We start from the raw sequence: 17,908 nt of genomic DNA on the forward strand, positions 1-17,908 counted from the left end.
AAAATCCTCCATTCTATATACTGCGATAATATTTAAGCCATTCACCTGTTTTAAAATCGTAATAATCGTAGTTATAGCTATTGGACTCGTCTAAATACGTCACTTCCCAAAGTGGCACATTTTTTTCCATTCCAAGCTTAACAGATACAATTTCAGCAGGATTACGGTTTTTCTTAACCTGTGAAAGTATGTCTTCTTTAGACTTACCGTTGCGAGCATGTTCAACGACAACTTTTTGTTCATCGTTTTCGGGAATCCACACGATTTGCTTATCTCCACCGCTTGTTGTACCGACGACCACTGAATAAGACTCGTGTCCATTATACAGGTAAAATTCATCCATCTTTTCTATTCCCGCTTTTTCTTCTGCTGTTGCAAGCGCAATGTCTGCCGCCTCATTTTTCGGTTGTAATGCTCTAATATAGGCACCCGCCACGAAGACGAGAAAACAAACAACAAGAACAGAAGAAATGATTAACCACTTTTTCAATCTCTTCCCTCTTTCTATGTACGATAAATGGTAAAGATAGCTTGTTTTTGATCCTCTGAATCCAATGCCAACCCAAACATTAAATCTTGTTTTTTCAAATTTCGATTCAATGCATCGACAATTTTATATAAATCAGGTGAAGCTTGCACCTTGACTGTTGAAATCACTTCAACTTTGCTCTCCATGAAAATCCATCCTCCAATCACCTGAAAATTGTCAATAATCACTGTCAGATTAAGGGGTTTGACATCACTTCATTTCACATTATATCAGTTTCATCGTTCATTTTCTTTATTATTTTATAAAAATTTTAACTATTTTCATAAAGACTTTTTTTACATAATATTGTGGATAATACATCCCTTAGCTCTGCCAAAAGGCCTGTGAGACCACGGTCACACATCCGCCAAAAATCAACAACTTCATATAATAGAGCCTTCACAAACACTGAATATCCATACATATCGAATCTTTATTCTTGCTTCTTTGTTGAAGACTCTACTTCAAAAAAACTGTTAATCCATCTTATTATGGAACGCATTCTTTTCAAGAACATGGAACAATTCTCTTATACCCATTCTTCAATCACCGTCGCCATTTCATTGATCGATACTTCCTGCCACTCCACAGGCGGAAGCGCGCGTTGAAATTCTACTCCGTACTTAGCCGTCAAAACACGGCGATCAAGCACGACCAATACACCACGATCGCTGGATGTACGAATAAGCCGACCAAATCCTTGTCGAAACCTTAACAATGCTTCAGGTAAAGAATAGCTGGAAAAAGCGTTCTTTCCTTTTTTAGCTAACAACTGACATCTAGCTTCCGTTATAGGTTCATCCGGTGGCGAAAACGGCAAGCGAACAATCATTAAGCAAGACAAGTCTTCACCTGGAATATCGACTCCTTCCCATAAACTTGTCGTCCCAAATAAAACGGCTTTATCAAACGTTTGAAAGTTTCTAAGCAGCCTCATCTTACTTCCGCCTGAAATCCCTTGAGCAAATAACGTATAATCATCCAATAAACCACAGTCTTTAATCGTATAATAAGCAGCGCGTAACATTTCATGCGACGTAAACAGCACCATCGTTCGACCTTGTGCCGCTTGAACACCAGCAATAATGTAATTTGCAGATGCTTCTGCAAATTCTTCAATCGACAATGTTTGAATATCAGGTATATCACGCGGAACAAGTACTTTTACTTGTTCTTTATAATGAAACGGCGAAGGAAAGCTTGCGGTATAGATGTCTTTTTTCTCGATACCTAACTGTGTTTTAAAAAACTGAAACGATTGCTTAACAGAAAGGGTTGCCGATGTCATAATCACACTTTTTTGTTGACCAAAATATGCATTCCATAATTCTTCGCTTCCTAGTACAGGCTGAGCAGATAAAACAACTCCATTTGGCATAGATGTATTCATACAATCCAGCCAGTAAATATAATCCTCTCTAGGCTGAATAAAAAATTCAAAAAGGATATCTTTCGTTTCAATAAAATGCCCAAGAATCACTTCACAATCATTTATATAAAATAACGCATTTTTTCCTAAAGATGCTTCATGCTGTTTTAGAACATCCAATTTTTCTCCTAACAGATGTACAATGGACTGAAGCAGATCATATAATCGTTCCGCTAACAATGTTGCTCGCTGCCAATGAATATGTTCTTCTATTTTGAAAGCAAGCCGCTTAGGAACGATTCCTTTTACTAACTTATTAGTCTGGTTCGCAATGATAACAAATAATTGCTCGAACTCATAGGCAAAATCAGTCAGTTTTCCATCTAAATTTTCTTTAGCTCTTTCTATTTCTAGCCCATGATTAGCAACGATTCGTTCCAAACGATACAAAAGCTGTTTTTGCTCAGACGTGCCAAGACGGTTCAAAAACGTTTTGACAAATATATAATCAAGGCGACGTCCAAATTGTTTAGAAGCTGCCTGTTCTAAATGATGAGCTTCATCTAAGATGATATAGCCTTGTTTTGGCAAAATAGCATCGTCTGTTATTAAATCTGTCATTAAAAAAGCATGATTGGTAATAATCAAATCTGCTCTTGCCGCCGTCCGTTTTGCTTTCTCAAAAAAATCCATCTCTATCCATGGTTTTTTTAACCCTGGATAGACGAAATGATCACTTTGCAGTCGATTCCATACGAGCTGCCCGCCGCTTGACAAGTTTAATTCATCCCGATCACCTGTCTCAGTTTCTGTTAGCCAAACGATAATCTGCATCTTGGTTAACGCACTTTCATAATGATCATCTTTTTCCCGAAGAGCTCGCTCAAACTTTGCTAAACTCAAATAATTGCTTCGTCCTTTCAGAAGAACAGCTTGAAAGTCAAAGGGGAGGATTTCCTTTAACTTCGGTATTTCCTTTTGCAATAACTGATCCTGAAGCTGTAATGTATAAGTAGAAATAACGACAGGCTGTTGCTTTTTTTTCGCAAAATAAACCGCCGGCAGTAAGTATCCTAACGATTTACCAATCCCTGTACCGGCTTCAATAATAGCATCCTTCTCGCTTTCAAAAGAACCATAAATGACATCCATCATTTGCAACTGCCCGAATCGACTCTCAAACTCAGGAAATGCTGCTTTTAACATCTTTATTTTCATCTGTCGATCGGTTGGATACTCATTTTCTTGATAGTTATCTTCTAATCCTTGCTTGCCCTTTTTAAAAGCAAGTCCTCGATAGGTAACAAGATTTGGCTCATGCACTTCAGCCTTAGATAGCTTGATAGCCATACAGTCATTAATGAGCTCCGACACTTCACTTTGTAATGAAAAAGACAATCGATAAAGCTGCTTTAACGTCATCAAAGGCAAACTTAGCAGCTTTTCTTTAAATGATAACAGCAATAAAGCCGTTGCATACGCATCGCTATCAGCTTGATGAGGCCGTAAATGCTCAATACGATCTTCCTTTGCTAACTGATGAAGCTTGTAACCATCCGAAGTCGGTTTTAATATTTTTGCTAACTCAACTGTATCTAATGTAGACCCGTAAAATGGCTCATGCCCGCATCGAGTCAACTCTTCTTGTAAAAACGATAAGTCAAACAGGACATTATGAGCAACAAAACAAGCGCCTTCCAATAAGCTCACAATGTGTTCCGCCACCTCTTCAAAAATAGGAGCATCCTTTACTGTCTCATTGCTAATTCCGGTTAACTCTTCAATAAACAAAGAAATCTCTTGTTCTGGATGAATATAGGTCGAAAATTCCTCAACAATTTGATCCTCTTCGATCACTACTGCCGCAAACTGGATAATTCGATCTCCTTTTTTCGAAGAATTCCCTGTTGTTTCTAAATCGATCACTACATATCGTTGTGTCATGTTTTGTACACCTCAAACTTACTTTCCTTGTTTCCCTCACTTTTTTATACCACAAAGAAGAAATAAAGTGAAACTTCTATATAATACTAGAAACTTTACAATTCGTTCAATCTTGATAACAAGAAAAACCGACCTCAAGCGTTTCATCGCTTTCAGCCGGTTCATTTCTTACATAATTGTTGCTGCTGGTTCATGGGAAATTAATTCAACAATTTCATTATGCTCATTCATAATCGCTACTTTTGGTTTGTGATTAGGAAGATTCTCTTCCGCTACCATAACGTAGGAAATAATAATTACAACATCTTCTGGTTGGACAAGTCTTGCTGCTGCACCATTTAAACAAACAACGCCGCTTCCTCTTTCCCCGGCAATCACATACGTTTCTAGACGCGCTCCATTATTATTGTTGACGATTGCTACTTTTTCATTAGGTAAAATACCAACCGCATCAAGGATATCCTCATCAATTGTAATGCTGCCTACATAATTTAAATTCGCCTCTGTTACACGAGCACGATGGATTTTGGCATTCATCATTGTACGAAACATGGAAACTCCCCCTATTTTCTAAGCTTTTATATTGTTAGTGTAAGATTATCAATGAGTCTAACATTTGCAAACTTCACAGCCATTGCAATAATGATGTGCCCTGAAAGAGTTTCCATTGGTTGCAATTCTGGATATCGGTATACTTCAACATAGTCAATAGTACCATTCGTATGCGTGTTAATATGATTCTCTACAATCTGAGCAACTTGATTTGGGTCTCTCTCGCCAGCTTCAATTGCTTTTTTCGCTTGCAATAAACCTTGGTACAGCTCTTTCGCCTCTTGGCGCTCTGTTTCACTTAAAAAAACATTTCGTGAACTTTTAGCTAAGCCATCTTCCTCTCGAACAATATCAACCGGTACAAGTTCTACTGGAAAATTAAAGTCCTCAATCAGCCCGCTCACGACTGCCACCTGCTGAGCATCTTTCAGCCCAAAATACGCTTTATCGGGGCCAATGATATTAAAAAATTTCGTTAAAACCGTCGCAACACCATCAAAGTGTCCCGGACGTTTTGTCCCGCATAAGCAATCTGTACGACTTTCTACTCGTACAGTAACAGATGGCTTTGAGCCGTACATTTCTTCTACTTGAGGGTAGAAGATATAATCCACGCCTGCATTTCTAGCAATATTCTCATCTCGTTCAATATCACGTGGATATGTCTCAAAATCTTCATTGGGTCCAAACTGTAATGGATTTACAAAAATACTTAATACAACGATATCATTTTCCTTACGTGCACGCTCCATCAGGCTCACATGACCTTCGTGTAAAAACCCCATCGTCGGAACATATCCAATGCTTTTTCCGTTCTGTTTCTCAGCCCGTAAAGCTTGCTTTAATTCTGCTATAGTAGTAACAATCTTCATTTGACTCCTCCGTATAAAGCCATCAGTTCTTCTTCTTTCATCGTAAAAGTATGATGTTGTGTTGGAAACTCACCCGTTTTCACTTCGCTTACATACTGTGAAATGGCTTGGTTCATTAATTCATTAGCATTTCCGTATACTTTTACAAATTTCGCAACACGATCAACTCCATACGAAAGAATGTCATGGTACACAAGAACTTGTCCATCTGTATCCACTCCAGCACCAATTCCAATTGTTGGTATAGAAAGCGCTTCCGTCACAAGTGTACCTACTTGATGAGGAACACACTCAAACACAATGGCTAAAGCTCCAGCCGCTTCACATTTCTTCGCATCCTCTAATAGTTGCTGAGCTGCTTCTAGGCTCTTTCCTTGTACTTTATAACCACCAAGAACTCCTACAGATTGCGGTGTTAGACCAAGATGCGCTACAACAGGAATACCAGCCTTTGTCATCGCGGCAATCTTTTCTACGACCTCACCTGCGCCTTCTACTTTAACCGCATCAGCTCCGCCTTCTTGCATAATGCGTGTAGCATTTTTTAACGTTTCATCAAGAGAAAGATGATAGCTCATAAACGGCATATCCGTTACAACAAATGTATGAGGAGCTCCACGTTTCACCGCTTTTGTATGGTGAATCATATCATTGACCGTAACAGGAATTGTCGATTCATATCCTAACACAACCATTCCTAACGAATCTCCAACGAGAATCATATCGACTCCCGCTTGCTCCGCCTGCTTCGCTGCTGGATAATCATAAGCCGTCAGCATCACAATCTTTTCTTTATTTTGCTTCATTTTCAAAAAATCTCCAGATAATTTCATAACGTTCCCCCTTATTTACATAGAGGAGATGAAAACATCAGTTGACTGCACTGGTGTCTAGTTTCGTTACGTAAAAAAGAGACTAGCTAAATAAAAAACCGCATGAACGAACATCGTTCCAACTACAGTTTATAAATCATTAGCTAATCTCTTTGTTAACATCAGAAGTTTCATCCCTCCGTCCCTGTCCCATTGGATCAAGGCAGATTTTCAAATTTTTTTGGGCAAATAAAGGTGCAGCTCTCTCGATACTGCCCACTTGCATTATAACAAGCTCCGTCAAAAATTTCTATTATAATTTTTCACATTTCGTCAAAAATTGTTCACGCACTCTGATGAATCATCTTGTTAATGAAACAATTAGGGACTCCTTTCAACAAGAAGTCCCAATTAACAACACTATATACAATCATCCATTCGTTAAATATGAATATCTGCTGAATAAATAGAATGAACTTTGCCATTTTGATCTTCTAGAAGTAATACACCAGCATCTGTAATGCCCAATGCCTTTCCAACAATCGTCTCATTCACAGTCGTTGCTTTAATTTCTTGACCAAGACTAACAGCATAGCTTTCCCACAAACCTTTAATTGGTAAGAACCCTTCTGCTAGATAAAGCTCATACAACGCTTCTAAACGTATAAGCACTTCTTGAATGACTTTTGCGCGTGAAATATTTTGTCCGCCAGCTATTGCAAGAGACGTAGCAATATCTTGCAGTTCCTCAGGGAAATCCGTTTGTTTTTGGTTAATATTCATCCCGATTCCAATAATAACAGAATGAATCCGATCAGACTCTGCTTGTAATTCGGTTAAAATACCTGTTACTTTTTTACGATTAATTAAAATATCATTCGGCCATTTAATTTGCGGCTTCAACTCTGTTGTATTTTCAATCGCTTGAACAACAGCAACAGCGGCAAGCAATGTTAACTGAGGGGCTTGATGAAAAGGTATCGATGGCCGTAAAATTAAACTCATCCATACTCCCGTATATTTCGGTGAATACCAAGGACGCATCAGTCTCCCTTTTCCACCTCTTTGCTCTTCAGCTACGACAAGCGTTCCTTCAGGAGCTCCCTCATTTGAAAGCTTATGAGCAATTTTCTGTGTTGTCTCTACGCTTTCCTCATAATGAACTTTTTTCCCAAGTATTTTCGTTTGTAGACCAAGTTGAATCTCATTGGCTGTCACTTTTTCAGGTGTTGTAATAATTCGGTAGCCTTTATTTCGGACCGCTTCGACAACATAGCCTTCTGTTCGCAAATCTTCAATATGCTTCCAAACAGCGGTTCTTGAACATCCGATATAGTCTGCAATCTGTTGACCTGAAATAAATGTTCCATTGGCATTTGAAAAGGCTTCTATTAGCTTCGTTCTTACATCAGATTGCACTGTACTAGCCACTCCTTTATTTTCTGTTTATCGTTTTCTACTTCTCTTTTTAATACCGCTGTTACAATCATTTGTAAATATTCTTTTAGCCATGGACCAGGGTTCACGTTACGCCAAACTAATAAATCAGCACCGCCAACCGTGAGCTCCGACATGTCTTTAATGACTAAATCAGCGTACTTTTTCCGTACCAAAGCCTCTGCATCAGACACGCTGTCTCCATGAACGACCGCTCTAACTTTAGCAGCCTGAACTCCTTCACTTAATCCAATTTCAAACAAATCATATACATGTTCTACAAAGGATGAAGGTTTATCCGCAAAGAAAACGACTCTTTGAATTGCTTTAATTTGCTTTACGGGCAGCCTCCAATCACGTAAAAATGACGAAACATCTTCTACACGCCCTTGAATCAGTAACAGTGCCCAAATTTCACTAACACTAAGTGTATCAATTGGCAGCGCTGTCAGTTGCTTAAGCGTGTCTTTTTGATTATGTAAACGTGGTATATATTTATATAACTCACTTTGCACTAAAAGCTGTAAGCCTTGAACACGATACGGTCCCGCCAAAAGCTTTTCAAATTCAGCATGGACACGCTCGATAGCAATATGCTTTAGCAGTGCCCCATTTTCCTGAAGGGAACGCAATGTTTCTGAATCTAATGTAAAGCCAAGTTGACTCACAAATCGAATCGCTCGCATCATCCGTAAAGCATCTTCATGAAAGCGTTCATAAGAATTGCCAACGGTAACAATTCGCTTATCCATAATTGCTTTTTGACCGCCAAATGGATCAATGATATTACCGTTTTTATCCATAGCCATGCTGTTCATTGTAAAATCACGACGCATTAAATCTTCCGTTAATGATCGGACAAATCTTACCTCATCTGGTCTGCGAAAATCACTATAGCCACTTTCTGTTCGAAAAGTAGTAATTTCATATGAACCATGTTTCTCGATAACAAGAACGGTCCCATGTTCAATTCCAACATCGACGGTGCGTGGAAAGATTGCTTTAATCTCTCCTGGCGTTGCTGACGTAGCAATATCGACATCGTGAATCGCTCGGCCAATAATCTGGTCACGAACTGAACCGCCGACGAAATAGGCCTCATATCCTGCTTGTTCGATTCTTTCAATAATCGGCACAGCCTGTATAAATAATGAATCCATCAATGTGAGTCCTCCTTATCGAACGAGAAGTTGTCGATAAATCGCTTCATATTGAGCGGTAATAAAAGCTGAGCCGAATGTTTCATGAACTCGTCTAAAAGCTGCATTCGAGAAGTGTTGATGGAAATGATCATCACGCAGCAGTTTAACTGCATGGGCTGCTGCCGTTTCTACATCTCCTACTTCACATAAAAAGCCTGTTTCACCATCCACAATAACTTCCGGAATACCGCCAATATTTGTACCAATGCCAGGAACACCGCAAGCCATTGCTTCCAATAACACTAAACCAAAGCTTTCTTTTTCTGATAATAGAAGAATTAAATCACTTATCGAATAAAGTTCAGCTAAATTATCCTGTTTTCCTAGAAATAATACTCGCTCCTCTATGCCAAGATCTCGAACGAGTTTTAAAACGACGGTCACTTCTGGTCCATCTCCAACGAGTAAAAGCTTAGCAGGTACTTGCTCGGCAGTTAATTGAAAAGTGCGCACTACATCGGTTACCCTTTTCACCGTCCGAAAATTCGAAACATGAATGATAACTTTTTCATGCTCTTCAATGCCATATTCCGTGCGTAAATAACTGGAATCTACCTTATGATAATCGCGCTCATCAATAAAATTATAAACCGTCCTAATTTCCTTATCAGGAGCAATTAGTTCCTTTGTTTGTTCAACAAGCGAAGAAGAAACAGCGGTGACGACATCAGATTGTTCAATGCCATATTTAATTAAATTGGTGAGCGAAGGATCCTCTCCAAGGACAGTAATATCGGTACCATGAAGAGTCGTCACAATTTTCACATCGGTTTTAACCATCTGTTTGGCTAAAATCGCACAAACGGCATGTGGAATCGCATAATGCACATGCAGAATGTCAAGATTCTCCCGTTGTATTACTTCGGCCATTTTACTAGCAAGCGCTAAATCATAAGGGGGATACTGAAACACGGAGTAAGAATTCACTTCTACCTGATGATAATATACATTGTGATACATTTTATTTAGACGAAATGGCAGACTTGTCGAGATAAAATGAATTTCATGTCCTTTTTCAGCAAGCAGTTTACCAAGTTCAGTAGCAATAACCCCTGACCCACCTACAGTTGGGTAACACGTAATCCCAATTTTCAACTTCATATTATTCTCCTAATAAATCGACATTAATCAGCAACGGCTTTTTCGACATAAAGCCTTCTGCATATGTTACTCCCACTTCTTTCCCAAACATCCGCTCACGTGCTTCTACTGTTTCGATATAGCCATTTACAAGCGGTGTATCTACCGTTGCATCACTTTTAACAAATTGACTTTCATATGCTTTAAGACTATCTATTTTTTTTTGCATAAATGCTGAAATATCCATAACAAAATCCGGCTTATGAAAACCATTAATCATATAAAAATAGACATTTTGTACACGGTGCGCACCCAACCCGACATTCTCCATATATTTACGAACACCTGCAGAAAAGACAGCTTCTTCTACTAAACGGCTTGCATTCCCATGATCGGGATGCCGGTCCACTGTGTATGGCGCAAATACGAGAGTCGGCTTATACGTACGAATCACTGTAATAATTTCTTGGATATACTCTTCTTTCATATACAATCCACGATCAGGTAAATTCAGTGACATTCGTTCAACACCTAAAATCTTAGCTGCCTGATTTGCCTCTTCGATTCTTCGTTCTACCGTTCCATTAGAAGACATTTCTGCTTTTGTTAAATCACAAATCATAATCTTCTTTCCCATTTGCGCATATTTCGCAAGCGTACCACCCATGCCGATTTCAACATCATCAGCATGAGCGCCAAAAGCTAATATATCTATTGTTTCATTCATATTGTTCACCTTAATTATCTCTTAGTTTACGCCAATCCATAAAGCCATCTTTTAAGCCTCTTACGAGCACTTCTGCTGTTCCCATATTTGTAGCGAGAGGAACTTGATAAACATCCGCAAGACGAATAAGAGCTGTTACATCTGGTTCATGCGGCTGCGGAGTAAGTGGATCGCGGAAAAACAAAACCATATCCATTTCATCTTTTGCAATCATCGCACCAATCTCCTGATCACCACCGAGGGGACCCGAATGAAAGCGATGAACAGGTAATGAAACTTCTTCAATAATTCTTTTTCCTGTTGTCCCTGTTGCAAATAACTCATGTTGTGCAAAAATATCTTTATAGGCTGTGACGAATCCAATCATATCTTCTTTCTTCTTATCATGGGCAATTAAAGCGATTTTCATAAATTCCCGCTCCTCTGTATATTACTCGATAATATTTTCTAAACCATAGACAAGCACATCAAGCTTCATAATCGTCTCAACAGAAAGCTTTACACCCGACATAAATGAACCGCGGTTAAAAGAGTCATGGCGAACCGTTAATAACTCACCAGCGCTTCCAAATAACACTTGTTGATGTGCAACAAGACCAGGCAAGCGAACGCTATGAATACGCATCCCCTCCACATCTGCACCACGTGCTCCTGGAATCGTTTCTTTTTCACTTGGATGTCCTTGAACTTTTGCTTCACGAACAGAAGAGATTAAATCTGCTGTTTTAGCTGCTGTTCCTGATGGAGCATCCAACTTTTGATCATGATGCATTTCAATAATCTCTACATCTTTAAAATACTTAGCAGCCATTTGCGAAAATTTCATCATAAGAATAGCACCGATTGCAAAGTTAGGGGCAATGATACAGCCTAACCCTTTTTCCTTCGTTAAGGCATCAAGCTTAGCTAAATCCTCTTTTGTAAAACCAGTCGTTCCAACGACAGGACGAATGCCATATTGCAAAGCTGTTTCCGTATGATACATCCCTACTTCTGGCGTCGTTAAATCAACTAGTACATCTGCTTCCACTTTTGAAAAACATTCTTTTATATCAGAAAAAATCGGCGCATCAATTCCTTGAAAGCCTTCTACATCCGAAAGATTTCCCCCATTATGTTTGCGATCAATAACGGCCACAAGATCAAAATGCTCTGTATTATGTACTAATTTCACTGCTTCAAAGCCCATTCTCCCGCGTGGGCCTGCTACGATTACTTTAATATTTGCCATGTTGTTTCTACCCCTTCTAGTCTTCTAATTTTGTCCATCTGTCTTTGTCACGTGTTGCAAATTTATGCATGACTTGATCGTGTGACTTTTGTAAGTCTATGCCTAGTGAATTGGCGAAGCAAATAATCACAAATAGCATGTCCGCTAATTCATTGTCAATCGTATTAGCCTCTTCTGTCGCTTTCTTTGGCTTTTCTCCATAATAATGATTAACTTCTCTTGCTAATTCACCAAGTTCTTCCGATAAACGCGCTAGCATCGCTAACGGACTAAAATATCCTTCCTTAAATTGACTAATATATTGGTCAACTTCAGCTTGCATTTCTTGCATCGTTTTTTGCTTGTCCATCTTGTCACCCATTCTTCCAACAATTTGTACAATCAGCTATGTTAAATGACTCTGTTAATTAACAATAGCTGCAATTTAAAATCTACTCTCATTATGTTAGCTAAAACTGACGCTAATGACAACATTTTCAGCACGGGTCACCACAGGAAACTTCATAAGAAACGAGTCATTTGATTAAAATAACTGAATTGAACGTATATTAAGCTTTGGAGGTACTCAATATGAACCATAGCTTACGAATCAAGAATATTGTATTGATCCTGTTAGGAGCAGCCATTTTTGCATTTGGCTTAGTTCACTTTAATATGCAAAATAATTTAGCGGAAGGCGGATTCACCGGTCTCACTCTGATTATATATCAATTAACTGGATTCAAACCTTCTTATTCAAACTTGCTTTTAAATATTCCTCTTTTTATTATTGGGTGGAAGTATTTAGGCAGAACTGCTTTTTATTATACCATTATTGGTACGGTCGGCTTATCTTTCTGGCTCTGGATTTTCGAACGCTACCAAATTCCGATGGCTCTTGGAAACGATTTAATGCTTGTCTCACTATTTGCCGGGGTATCTATCGGGGTTGGACTCGGCATTATTTTTCGTTACGGAGGAACAACAGGAGGAGTGGATATTATTGCCCGTTTTGCAAACCGCTATTTCGGGATTGGCATTGGACGAGCCATGTTTATGTTTGATGCGATGGTAATCGGTTTATCTATCCTGACTTATTTAAGTTATCGAGAAGCAATGTATACACTTGTTGCTGTTTTTATTGGAGCACGGGTCATTGATTTTATTCAAGAAGGAGCCTACTCTGCACGTGGAGCCATCATTATCTCGGAAAAAAACGTGGAAATTTCTAAAAAAATAATGAGAGAGATGGATCGAGGGGTAACCGTCTTAAACGGATACGGTTCATTCACAAAACAACAACGAGAAGTTCTTTATTGCGTAGTCAGTAAAAATGAACTGTTTCGCCTGAAAAACGTTATTACTTCTATTGATCCACATGCCTTTGTTTCGGTTAGTGAAGTACATGATGTACTAGGAGAAGGGTTTACATTAGATGAAAATAAAAACCCGCTTCACTCATAAAAAGCGCGAAAGTGGCAAGCTAGAAGGTGGAGCCGTTCTTGGACTTCACCTTTCAAGTAGATCGGACATAGAGGAGCTATGCTCTTACACTAAACATTAAGACTTACCGAAATGCTTTTGTACATAACAAAAAAAGGATTCCGAATTAGGAATCCCTTCTTTGATTAATCTTCGCTTCTCATACCCGTATACACTAAAATTAAACGAACTAATTCTAGTACAGCGACTAACGCAGCTGCTACATACGTCATAGCGGCAGCATTTAAAACTTTTTTCGTTTCACGCTCTTCATCATTGCGAATAACTCCTAAAGCGACGACTTGGTCCATTGCTCGTGAAGAGGCGTTAAATTCTACCGGAAGCGTCACAATTTGAAACAATACAGCTGCTGCCATAAAGATAATACCAGCAAGCAGCAAGCCTGACATACTTGCAAGCATCCCAATTAAAATCAAAATCCACGATATATTTGACCCGAAATTCGCAACCGGTACTAATGCATGGCGAATACGAAGAAATGCATAACCTTCTTGATCTTGAATCGCATGGCCAACCTCATGAGCAGCAACTGACACACCAGCTACAGAATGTCCATGATAGTTATCTGTTGACAAACGAACCGTTTTATCACGTGGATCATAGTGATCAGATAACACGCCTGGCGTTTCCTCTACGCGTACATGATAAAGGCCGTTTTGATCGAGAATTGCCCGTGCTGTTTCAGCCCCCGTCATTCCTGAAGATGCAGCAACTTGTGAATACTTCTTATACGTACTTTTAACTTTCATTTGTGCATAAATCGGGATTAAAATAATAATCGCCAAATAAACGAAAAACATAGCGTCCTCCTCATAATGTAGTTATTTTTATTGTATGAAACGAAGGATTTCATGTCAAATATAGTGTTCCTATATACCTAGTATTCATCATCTTGTTTCTTTCGTGTTTTAATTTCATTTTTACCAGCAGCATATTTTTTCCACCCAACATAAGAAAGTGTACTAATAATAATGCTTCCTGTCGTTATAATAACCCACCACAGAGATGGATCTGCTTCATCCTCTTCCATATTTTCAAAAATTGATTCTAAATCATAGCGAAGTGCGTCTAATTCACGCTGAGCCTGTTGATCAGTCATTAAGTCTGTGCGCGTTTGATTAAGAAAATGAATGCGTGTATCCAATTGCTGAATCGTTTCCGATGATAAATCCACCTTCAAGCTCGGATAAATCATATCGTATTGAGCAAATAATGTAGACAGTTCTTCTTCAACCTTATCGGCATTTTGTTGAAGAGCTGCTTCTTTTGTTTGACTAAATGTATCCATCATCGAAGATTCCATGTTCGTCCACAGTGGTTGGTGAGTCGATTTAACAGCATCAATGACTAAACGGAACTTAGTTACGGCGTTAACCTTCTCACTATCAGTAATCTCCTCATCCTGAACCGCGCCTAACGCCTCGTTATGAGCCACTGTTATAATACGTAATTCATCCATATCAAAAATCGACTCTTCTGCCGTTAACTGTAAAAATACATCTGAAAAATGCGTTAACATGGCTTCTGAATCTTCATATCGCTTTAGTTTTGTCATTTCAAGCGCCTTATCAGACAGAGCATCTAATTGCTCTAAACTTGAAGAGGTTTGTCCAAAAGCAGGATGTTGGATCACAATTAATAATGCGATGATGCATAATAAGATTTTTTTAAGCATACTCCTTGTCCCTCCTCATATCTCTACTACACGATATGAATAAGAAAACAAGAGTAGACCAAATTTTTATATTAGACCTATAACAAGTACAGGTCCTATGCTGGACGTTTACAACTATGTAATCACACTAAAGTTAACAACGGCAGCTAACAAATCCTAAATCCTAAGAGTCCAGCGATCTTTACGATAGCCAAAATACCAGCCAACAAAAATAGAAAATAAACTAAGCCAAAATGTAAAATAGCCAATAGCATCCATATATTGCATTAAATCCCCATAACGCGGCATCATTTTAAACACATAATCAATCATCTCATTATGAATCGTCCAAATGGCAGCGACAATGAGATGCCAAAGCTTGATGCGATAGAAAGGAGCATATAGCACACCTTGAATCGCCATCCCTAAATGAGAAGCAATTAACATATAGCCTTCCCATGGCAATTCTCCTGTTGTTATAAGCGTTAATATATTCATCACAACAGCCCATATTCCATACTTAAACAATGTTATAATCGCTAAAGCCTCCATAAGGCCCCAATTTGTTTTAAGTACAAAAGCAAACAAGACAAAGACAAAAAATAAACTAGCTGTTGGGCTATCTGGTACAAAGGCCAAAAAGATATCAGGCGTTTCTGCCAATTGACTTCCATACCATATATACCCATAGATTGTTCCAAAAATATTAACTAGTAATAGCAGCAGAAGGATTTGCTTGCTAGCCAGTATACTATACATCCAATTCATATAAGTTCCCTCTTTCAACGTCTCATATTCTCATCTTACCCTTTCTTCCCCTATAAATCCAAGTTTTTCATTCTCCCTGCTTTTTTTCAATACAAAATAAAAAACTGATAACAAAAGTCATCAGTTTTTTCACTTTATTTTGCCGTCAAACTCGAAACGAACTCAGCTAATTTCTCCAATTCTTCATCGCTTCCTTTAAACATGCCAGCTGGCATTCCACCCTGACCTTTAACCGCAATATTTGCGATTTCTTCAGGTGTTAAACCAGTATCTACTAAACTCGGTGCAGCTGCCCCGCCCGTTAATTCAGCTCCATGACAGCTAATACAGCCATTAGCATCAAGTAATTGATAACCTTCACTTTCTTTATCAAACTCCGCTCCTTCTATAATAGCTCCTTGCTTTTTAGACGCTTCCCAGTCATGGTGAGCCGCTGACTCCCAAGTTAGATACACAATTCCCGATAGTGCCAGCAGCATAAAACCTACCGCAAATGGACGTCTAGCCGGTCTTCGCTCTGGACCACGATCGATAAATGGTGCAAGTAATAACGCCCCGAAGGCTAAACCAGGAATTACAAGCGCTCCAATAATATTGTAAGGGCCTGACGCATACGTGTATTTCAATAATTGATAAAGAAATAAAAAGTACCAGTCAGGTAATGGAATATATGCTGTGTCCGTCGGGTCCGCAATTCTCTCTAACGGAGATGGATGTGCGACTGTTAAACATAAATAACCGACAAGAAAAACCGCTCCTACCATCCATTCTTTTAAAAGGAAATTTGGCCAAAATGCTTCTGTTTTTCCTGGATATTCGGAATAGTCTTTCGGAATATTCGGTTTACGACCCGTTGCAGGAATTCGAGAATCTCCAACGAATTTCATCCCTTTCCCACGGTGCATAAATAATCCCCCTCCTTCATGAAAAGGTTTTTATAATTCTGATTAATCTGATTTTTAAAACGGTTTCATTCACACTTTACAGTGGGCCAGAAATTCCTTGTTTACGAATCATCAAAAAGTGAGCAGCTAATAAAGCAAAAAGAGCGGCTGGTAAGAAGAACACATGAATGGCGAAGAATCGAGTCAATGTTTGTGCCCCAACAATCGTCGCATCTCCAGCTATTAATGTTTTCATAGCCGGGCCAATCAATGGCACAGAATCTACAATTGTTAATGTTACTTTTGTCGCAAATAATGCTTTCATATCCCATGGCAATAAATAACCTGTTAAACCTAAAGCTAACATAATGAAAAAGATTAAAACGCCTACTATCCAATTTAATTCACGTGGTTTTTTATAAGCTCCTTGGAAAAACACACGAAGAGTATGTAGGAACATCATAACAATGACTAAACTCGCTCCCCAGTGGTGCATTCCACGGACAATTTGGCCAAAAGCCACTTCATTTTGTAAATAATAAACCGATTCCCATGCATTTTTAATGTCAGGCACATAGTACATTGTTAAAAACATACCTGAAAGAATTTGAATAACGGTAATAAAAAATGTTAATCCCCCAAAACAATAAACGAATGCTGAAAAATGATGGGCAGGATTCACATGCTCTGGAACCTCATGGTCAGCTATATCCCGCCATAGTGGCGTAATATCTAAACGTTCGTCAACCCAATCATAAATTTTTGTTAACAATGTTTACGCCTCCCCATGTGGTTTTCGTTGACCTAAATAAAGAATTCCATCTTTCTCTTTTGTTGTAAAAACATCAAGTGGACTAATCGGTGGTGTTCCTTTCACATTCATCCCGTCTTTTGTATACCGCCCATAATGACAAGGACAGAAAAATTGGTCTGGATGTTCTTTGTCACCGCCCCAGTCTACTGTACACCCTAAATGTTTACAGATAGGCGATAAGGCTACAATCTTGCCATCCTTGGTTTTATACACCCAAGCTGTGTTTGTTACCTCTGATTCATACCAGCCATCAACTTGGGTAAAACTGAAGTCCACTCGTGTTGGTTCGGTACTAAGATCTTTAATTTTTTGTTTTGTGGCAACAAAGTCTGATTCACCGCCTCCCGCAAGAACGGGATCAACCGCAAATCGAACCATTGGCATTAACATACCCGCTGCCATAAAACCACCTACACCAGTTAGTGTGTAATTAAGGAATTGACGACGCGAAACATTACGCTTGCTCATGCATTTTCCCCCCTTATTACTAAATCGAGTCAAATAGACCCATTCATAGTAACACTATAAAACTAGGACAATTCCATGATATA

The 17,908-nt window shown here is 38.9% G+C and carries 20 protein-coding genes; 1 reads left to right on the forward strand and 19 read right to left on the reverse strand.

What is annotated here, in order from left to right:
* Positions 1-13 precede the first annotated feature (13 nt).
* The 13 genes from ACE199_RS04785 to ACE199_RS04845 all read right to left on the reverse strand — a co-directional run bounded on the left by ACE199_RS04785 (position 14) and on the right by ACE199_RS04845 (position 12,104).
* A complete protein-coding gene (locus ACE199_RS04785; protein ID WP_375348814.1) occupies positions 14-490 on the reverse strand; it encodes a cell wall elongation regulator TseB-like domain-containing protein in 477 nt (158 codons plus the stop codon).
* A 14-nt stretch (positions 491-504) separates the two neighbouring features.
* Positions 505-675: a YpmA family protein gene (locus ACE199_RS04790; RefSeq protein ID WP_375348815.1), complete on the reverse strand. Its 171-nt coding sequence runs from the start codon at positions 673-675 to the stop codon at positions 505-507.
* 383 nt (positions 676-1,058) lie between these two features.
* Positions 1,059-3,842, reverse strand: coding sequence for an ATP-dependent DNA helicase DinG (gene dinG, locus ACE199_RS04795; protein ID WP_375348816.1), 2,784 nt, complete (start codon positions 3,840-3,842; stop codon positions 1,059-1,061).
* A gap of 168 nt (positions 3,843-4,010) precedes the next feature.
* Positions 4,011-4,394 (reverse strand): aspartate 1-decarboxylase, encoded by a 384-nt coding sequence (gene panD, locus ACE199_RS04800; RefSeq protein WP_127761153.1) that lies wholly within the window; start codon positions 4,392-4,394, stop codon positions 4,011-4,013.
* A 26-nt stretch (positions 4,395-4,420) separates the two neighbouring features.
* Positions 4,421-5,266 (reverse strand): pantoate--beta-alanine ligase, encoded by an 846-nt coding sequence (gene panC, locus ACE199_RS04805; RefSeq protein ID WP_375348817.1) that lies wholly within the window; start codon positions 5,264-5,266, stop codon positions 4,421-4,423.
* A complete protein-coding gene (gene panB, locus ACE199_RS04810; RefSeq protein WP_375348818.1) occupies positions 5,263-6,099 on the reverse strand; it encodes a 3-methyl-2-oxobutanoate hydroxymethyltransferase in 837 nt (278 codons plus the stop codon). The genes panC and panB overlap by 4 nt, the downstream gene beginning before the upstream one ends.
* A gap of 420 nt (positions 6,100-6,519) precedes the next feature.
* The gene (locus tag ACE199_RS04815; RefSeq protein WP_252290431.1) at positions 6,520-7,497 is read right to left on the reverse strand and encodes a biotin--[acetyl-CoA-carboxylase] ligase; all 978 of its coding nucleotides are present in this window, start codon (positions 7,495-7,497) and stop codon (positions 6,520-6,522) included.
* A complete protein-coding gene (locus ACE199_RS04820) occupies positions 7,482-8,675 on the reverse strand; it encodes a CCA tRNA nucleotidyltransferase (RefSeq protein ID WP_375348970.1) in 1,194 nt (397 codons plus the stop codon). The genes ACE199_RS04815 and ACE199_RS04820 overlap by 16 nt, the downstream gene beginning before the upstream one ends.
* Positions 8,676-8,690: 15 nt before the next feature.
* A complete protein-coding gene (bshA, locus tag ACE199_RS04825) occupies positions 8,691-9,818 on the reverse strand; it encodes an N-acetyl-alpha-D-glucosaminyl L-malate synthase BshA (RefSeq protein WP_375348819.1) in 1,128 nt (375 codons plus the stop codon).
* A 1-nt stretch (position 9,819) separates the two neighbouring features.
* Positions 9,820-10,524 (reverse strand): bacillithiol biosynthesis deacetylase BshB1, encoded by a 705-nt coding sequence (bshB1, locus tag ACE199_RS04830; protein ID WP_252290437.1) that lies wholly within the window; start codon positions 10,522-10,524, stop codon positions 9,820-9,822.
* 10 nt (positions 10,525-10,534) lie between these two features.
* Positions 10,535-10,933 (reverse strand): methylglyoxal synthase, encoded by a 399-nt coding sequence (locus ACE199_RS04835; protein ID WP_127761158.1) that lies wholly within the window; start codon positions 10,931-10,933, stop codon positions 10,535-10,537.
* Between the two features lie 21 nt (positions 10,934-10,954).
* Positions 10,955-11,755 carry a 4-hydroxy-tetrahydrodipicolinate reductase gene (dapB, locus tag ACE199_RS04840; protein ID WP_375348820.1) on the reverse strand — a complete coding sequence of 267 codons (801 nt, stop codon included), beginning with the start codon at positions 11,753-11,755 and terminating at the stop codon, positions 10,955-10,957.
* A gap of 16 nt (positions 11,756-11,771) precedes the next feature.
* Positions 11,772-12,104, reverse strand: coding sequence for a nucleotide pyrophosphohydrolase (locus ACE199_RS04845; protein WP_119115330.1), 333 nt, complete (start codon positions 12,102-12,104; stop codon positions 11,772-11,774).
* A 221-nt stretch (positions 12,105-12,325) separates the two neighbouring features.
* Here ACE199_RS04845 and ACE199_RS04850 point away from each other — a divergent pair, with 221 nt between their 5' ends.
* Entirely contained in the window at positions 12,326-13,198 is an 873-nt protein-coding gene (locus tag ACE199_RS04850; RefSeq protein ID WP_375348821.1) for a YitT family protein, read from the forward strand.
* A 164-nt stretch (positions 13,199-13,362) separates the two neighbouring features.
* On the opposite strand, the gene ACE199_RS04855 is transcribed toward ACE199_RS04850, so the two are convergent.
* From ACE199_RS04855 to ACE199_RS04880, 6 genes are all read right to left on the reverse strand, one after another.
* Positions 13,363-14,037: a zinc metallopeptidase gene (locus tag ACE199_RS04855; protein ID WP_127761162.1), complete on the reverse strand. Its 675-nt coding sequence runs from the start codon at positions 14,035-14,037 to the stop codon at positions 13,363-13,365.
* A gap of 77 nt (positions 14,038-14,114) precedes the next feature.
* Positions 14,115-14,912: a sporulation protein YpjB gene (gene ypjB / locus ACE199_RS04860; RefSeq protein WP_127761163.1), complete on the reverse strand. Its 798-nt coding sequence runs from the start codon at positions 14,910-14,912 to the stop codon at positions 14,115-14,117.
* 156 nt (positions 14,913-15,068) lie between these two features.
* On the reverse strand, positions 15,069-15,659 hold the full coding sequence (lhaT, locus tag ACE199_RS04865; protein WP_375348822.1) for a lipoprotein heptaprenylglyceryl N-acetyltransferase LhaT: 591 nt from the start codon (positions 15,657-15,659) through the stop codon (positions 15,069-15,071).
* 134 nt (positions 15,660-15,793) lie between these two features.
* Positions 15,794-16,564 carry a menaquinol-cytochrome c reductase cytochrome b/c subunit gene (locus tag ACE199_RS04870; RefSeq protein WP_375348823.1) on the reverse strand — a complete coding sequence of 257 codons (771 nt, stop codon included), beginning with the start codon at positions 16,562-16,564 and terminating at the stop codon, positions 15,794-15,796.
* Between the two features lie 76 nt (positions 16,565-16,640).
* Positions 16,641-17,315, reverse strand: coding sequence for a menaquinol-cytochrome c reductase cytochrome b subunit (gene qcrB / locus ACE199_RS04875; protein ID WP_119115336.1), 675 nt, complete (start codon positions 17,313-17,315; stop codon positions 16,641-16,643).
* Between the two features lie 3 nt (positions 17,316-17,318).
* Complete coding sequence (locus tag ACE199_RS04880) at positions 17,319-17,825, reverse strand: Rieske (2Fe-2S) protein (protein WP_375348824.1); 507 nt, start codon at positions 17,823-17,825, stop codon at positions 17,319-17,321.
* Positions 17,826-17,908 lie beyond the last annotated feature (83 nt).

The sequence above is a fragment of the Peribacillus sp. Hz7 genome (genome assembly GCF_042136355.1).
GTDB classification, from domain to species: Bacteria; Bacillota; Bacilli; order Bacillales; family DSM-1321; genus Peribacillus; species Peribacillus asahii_A.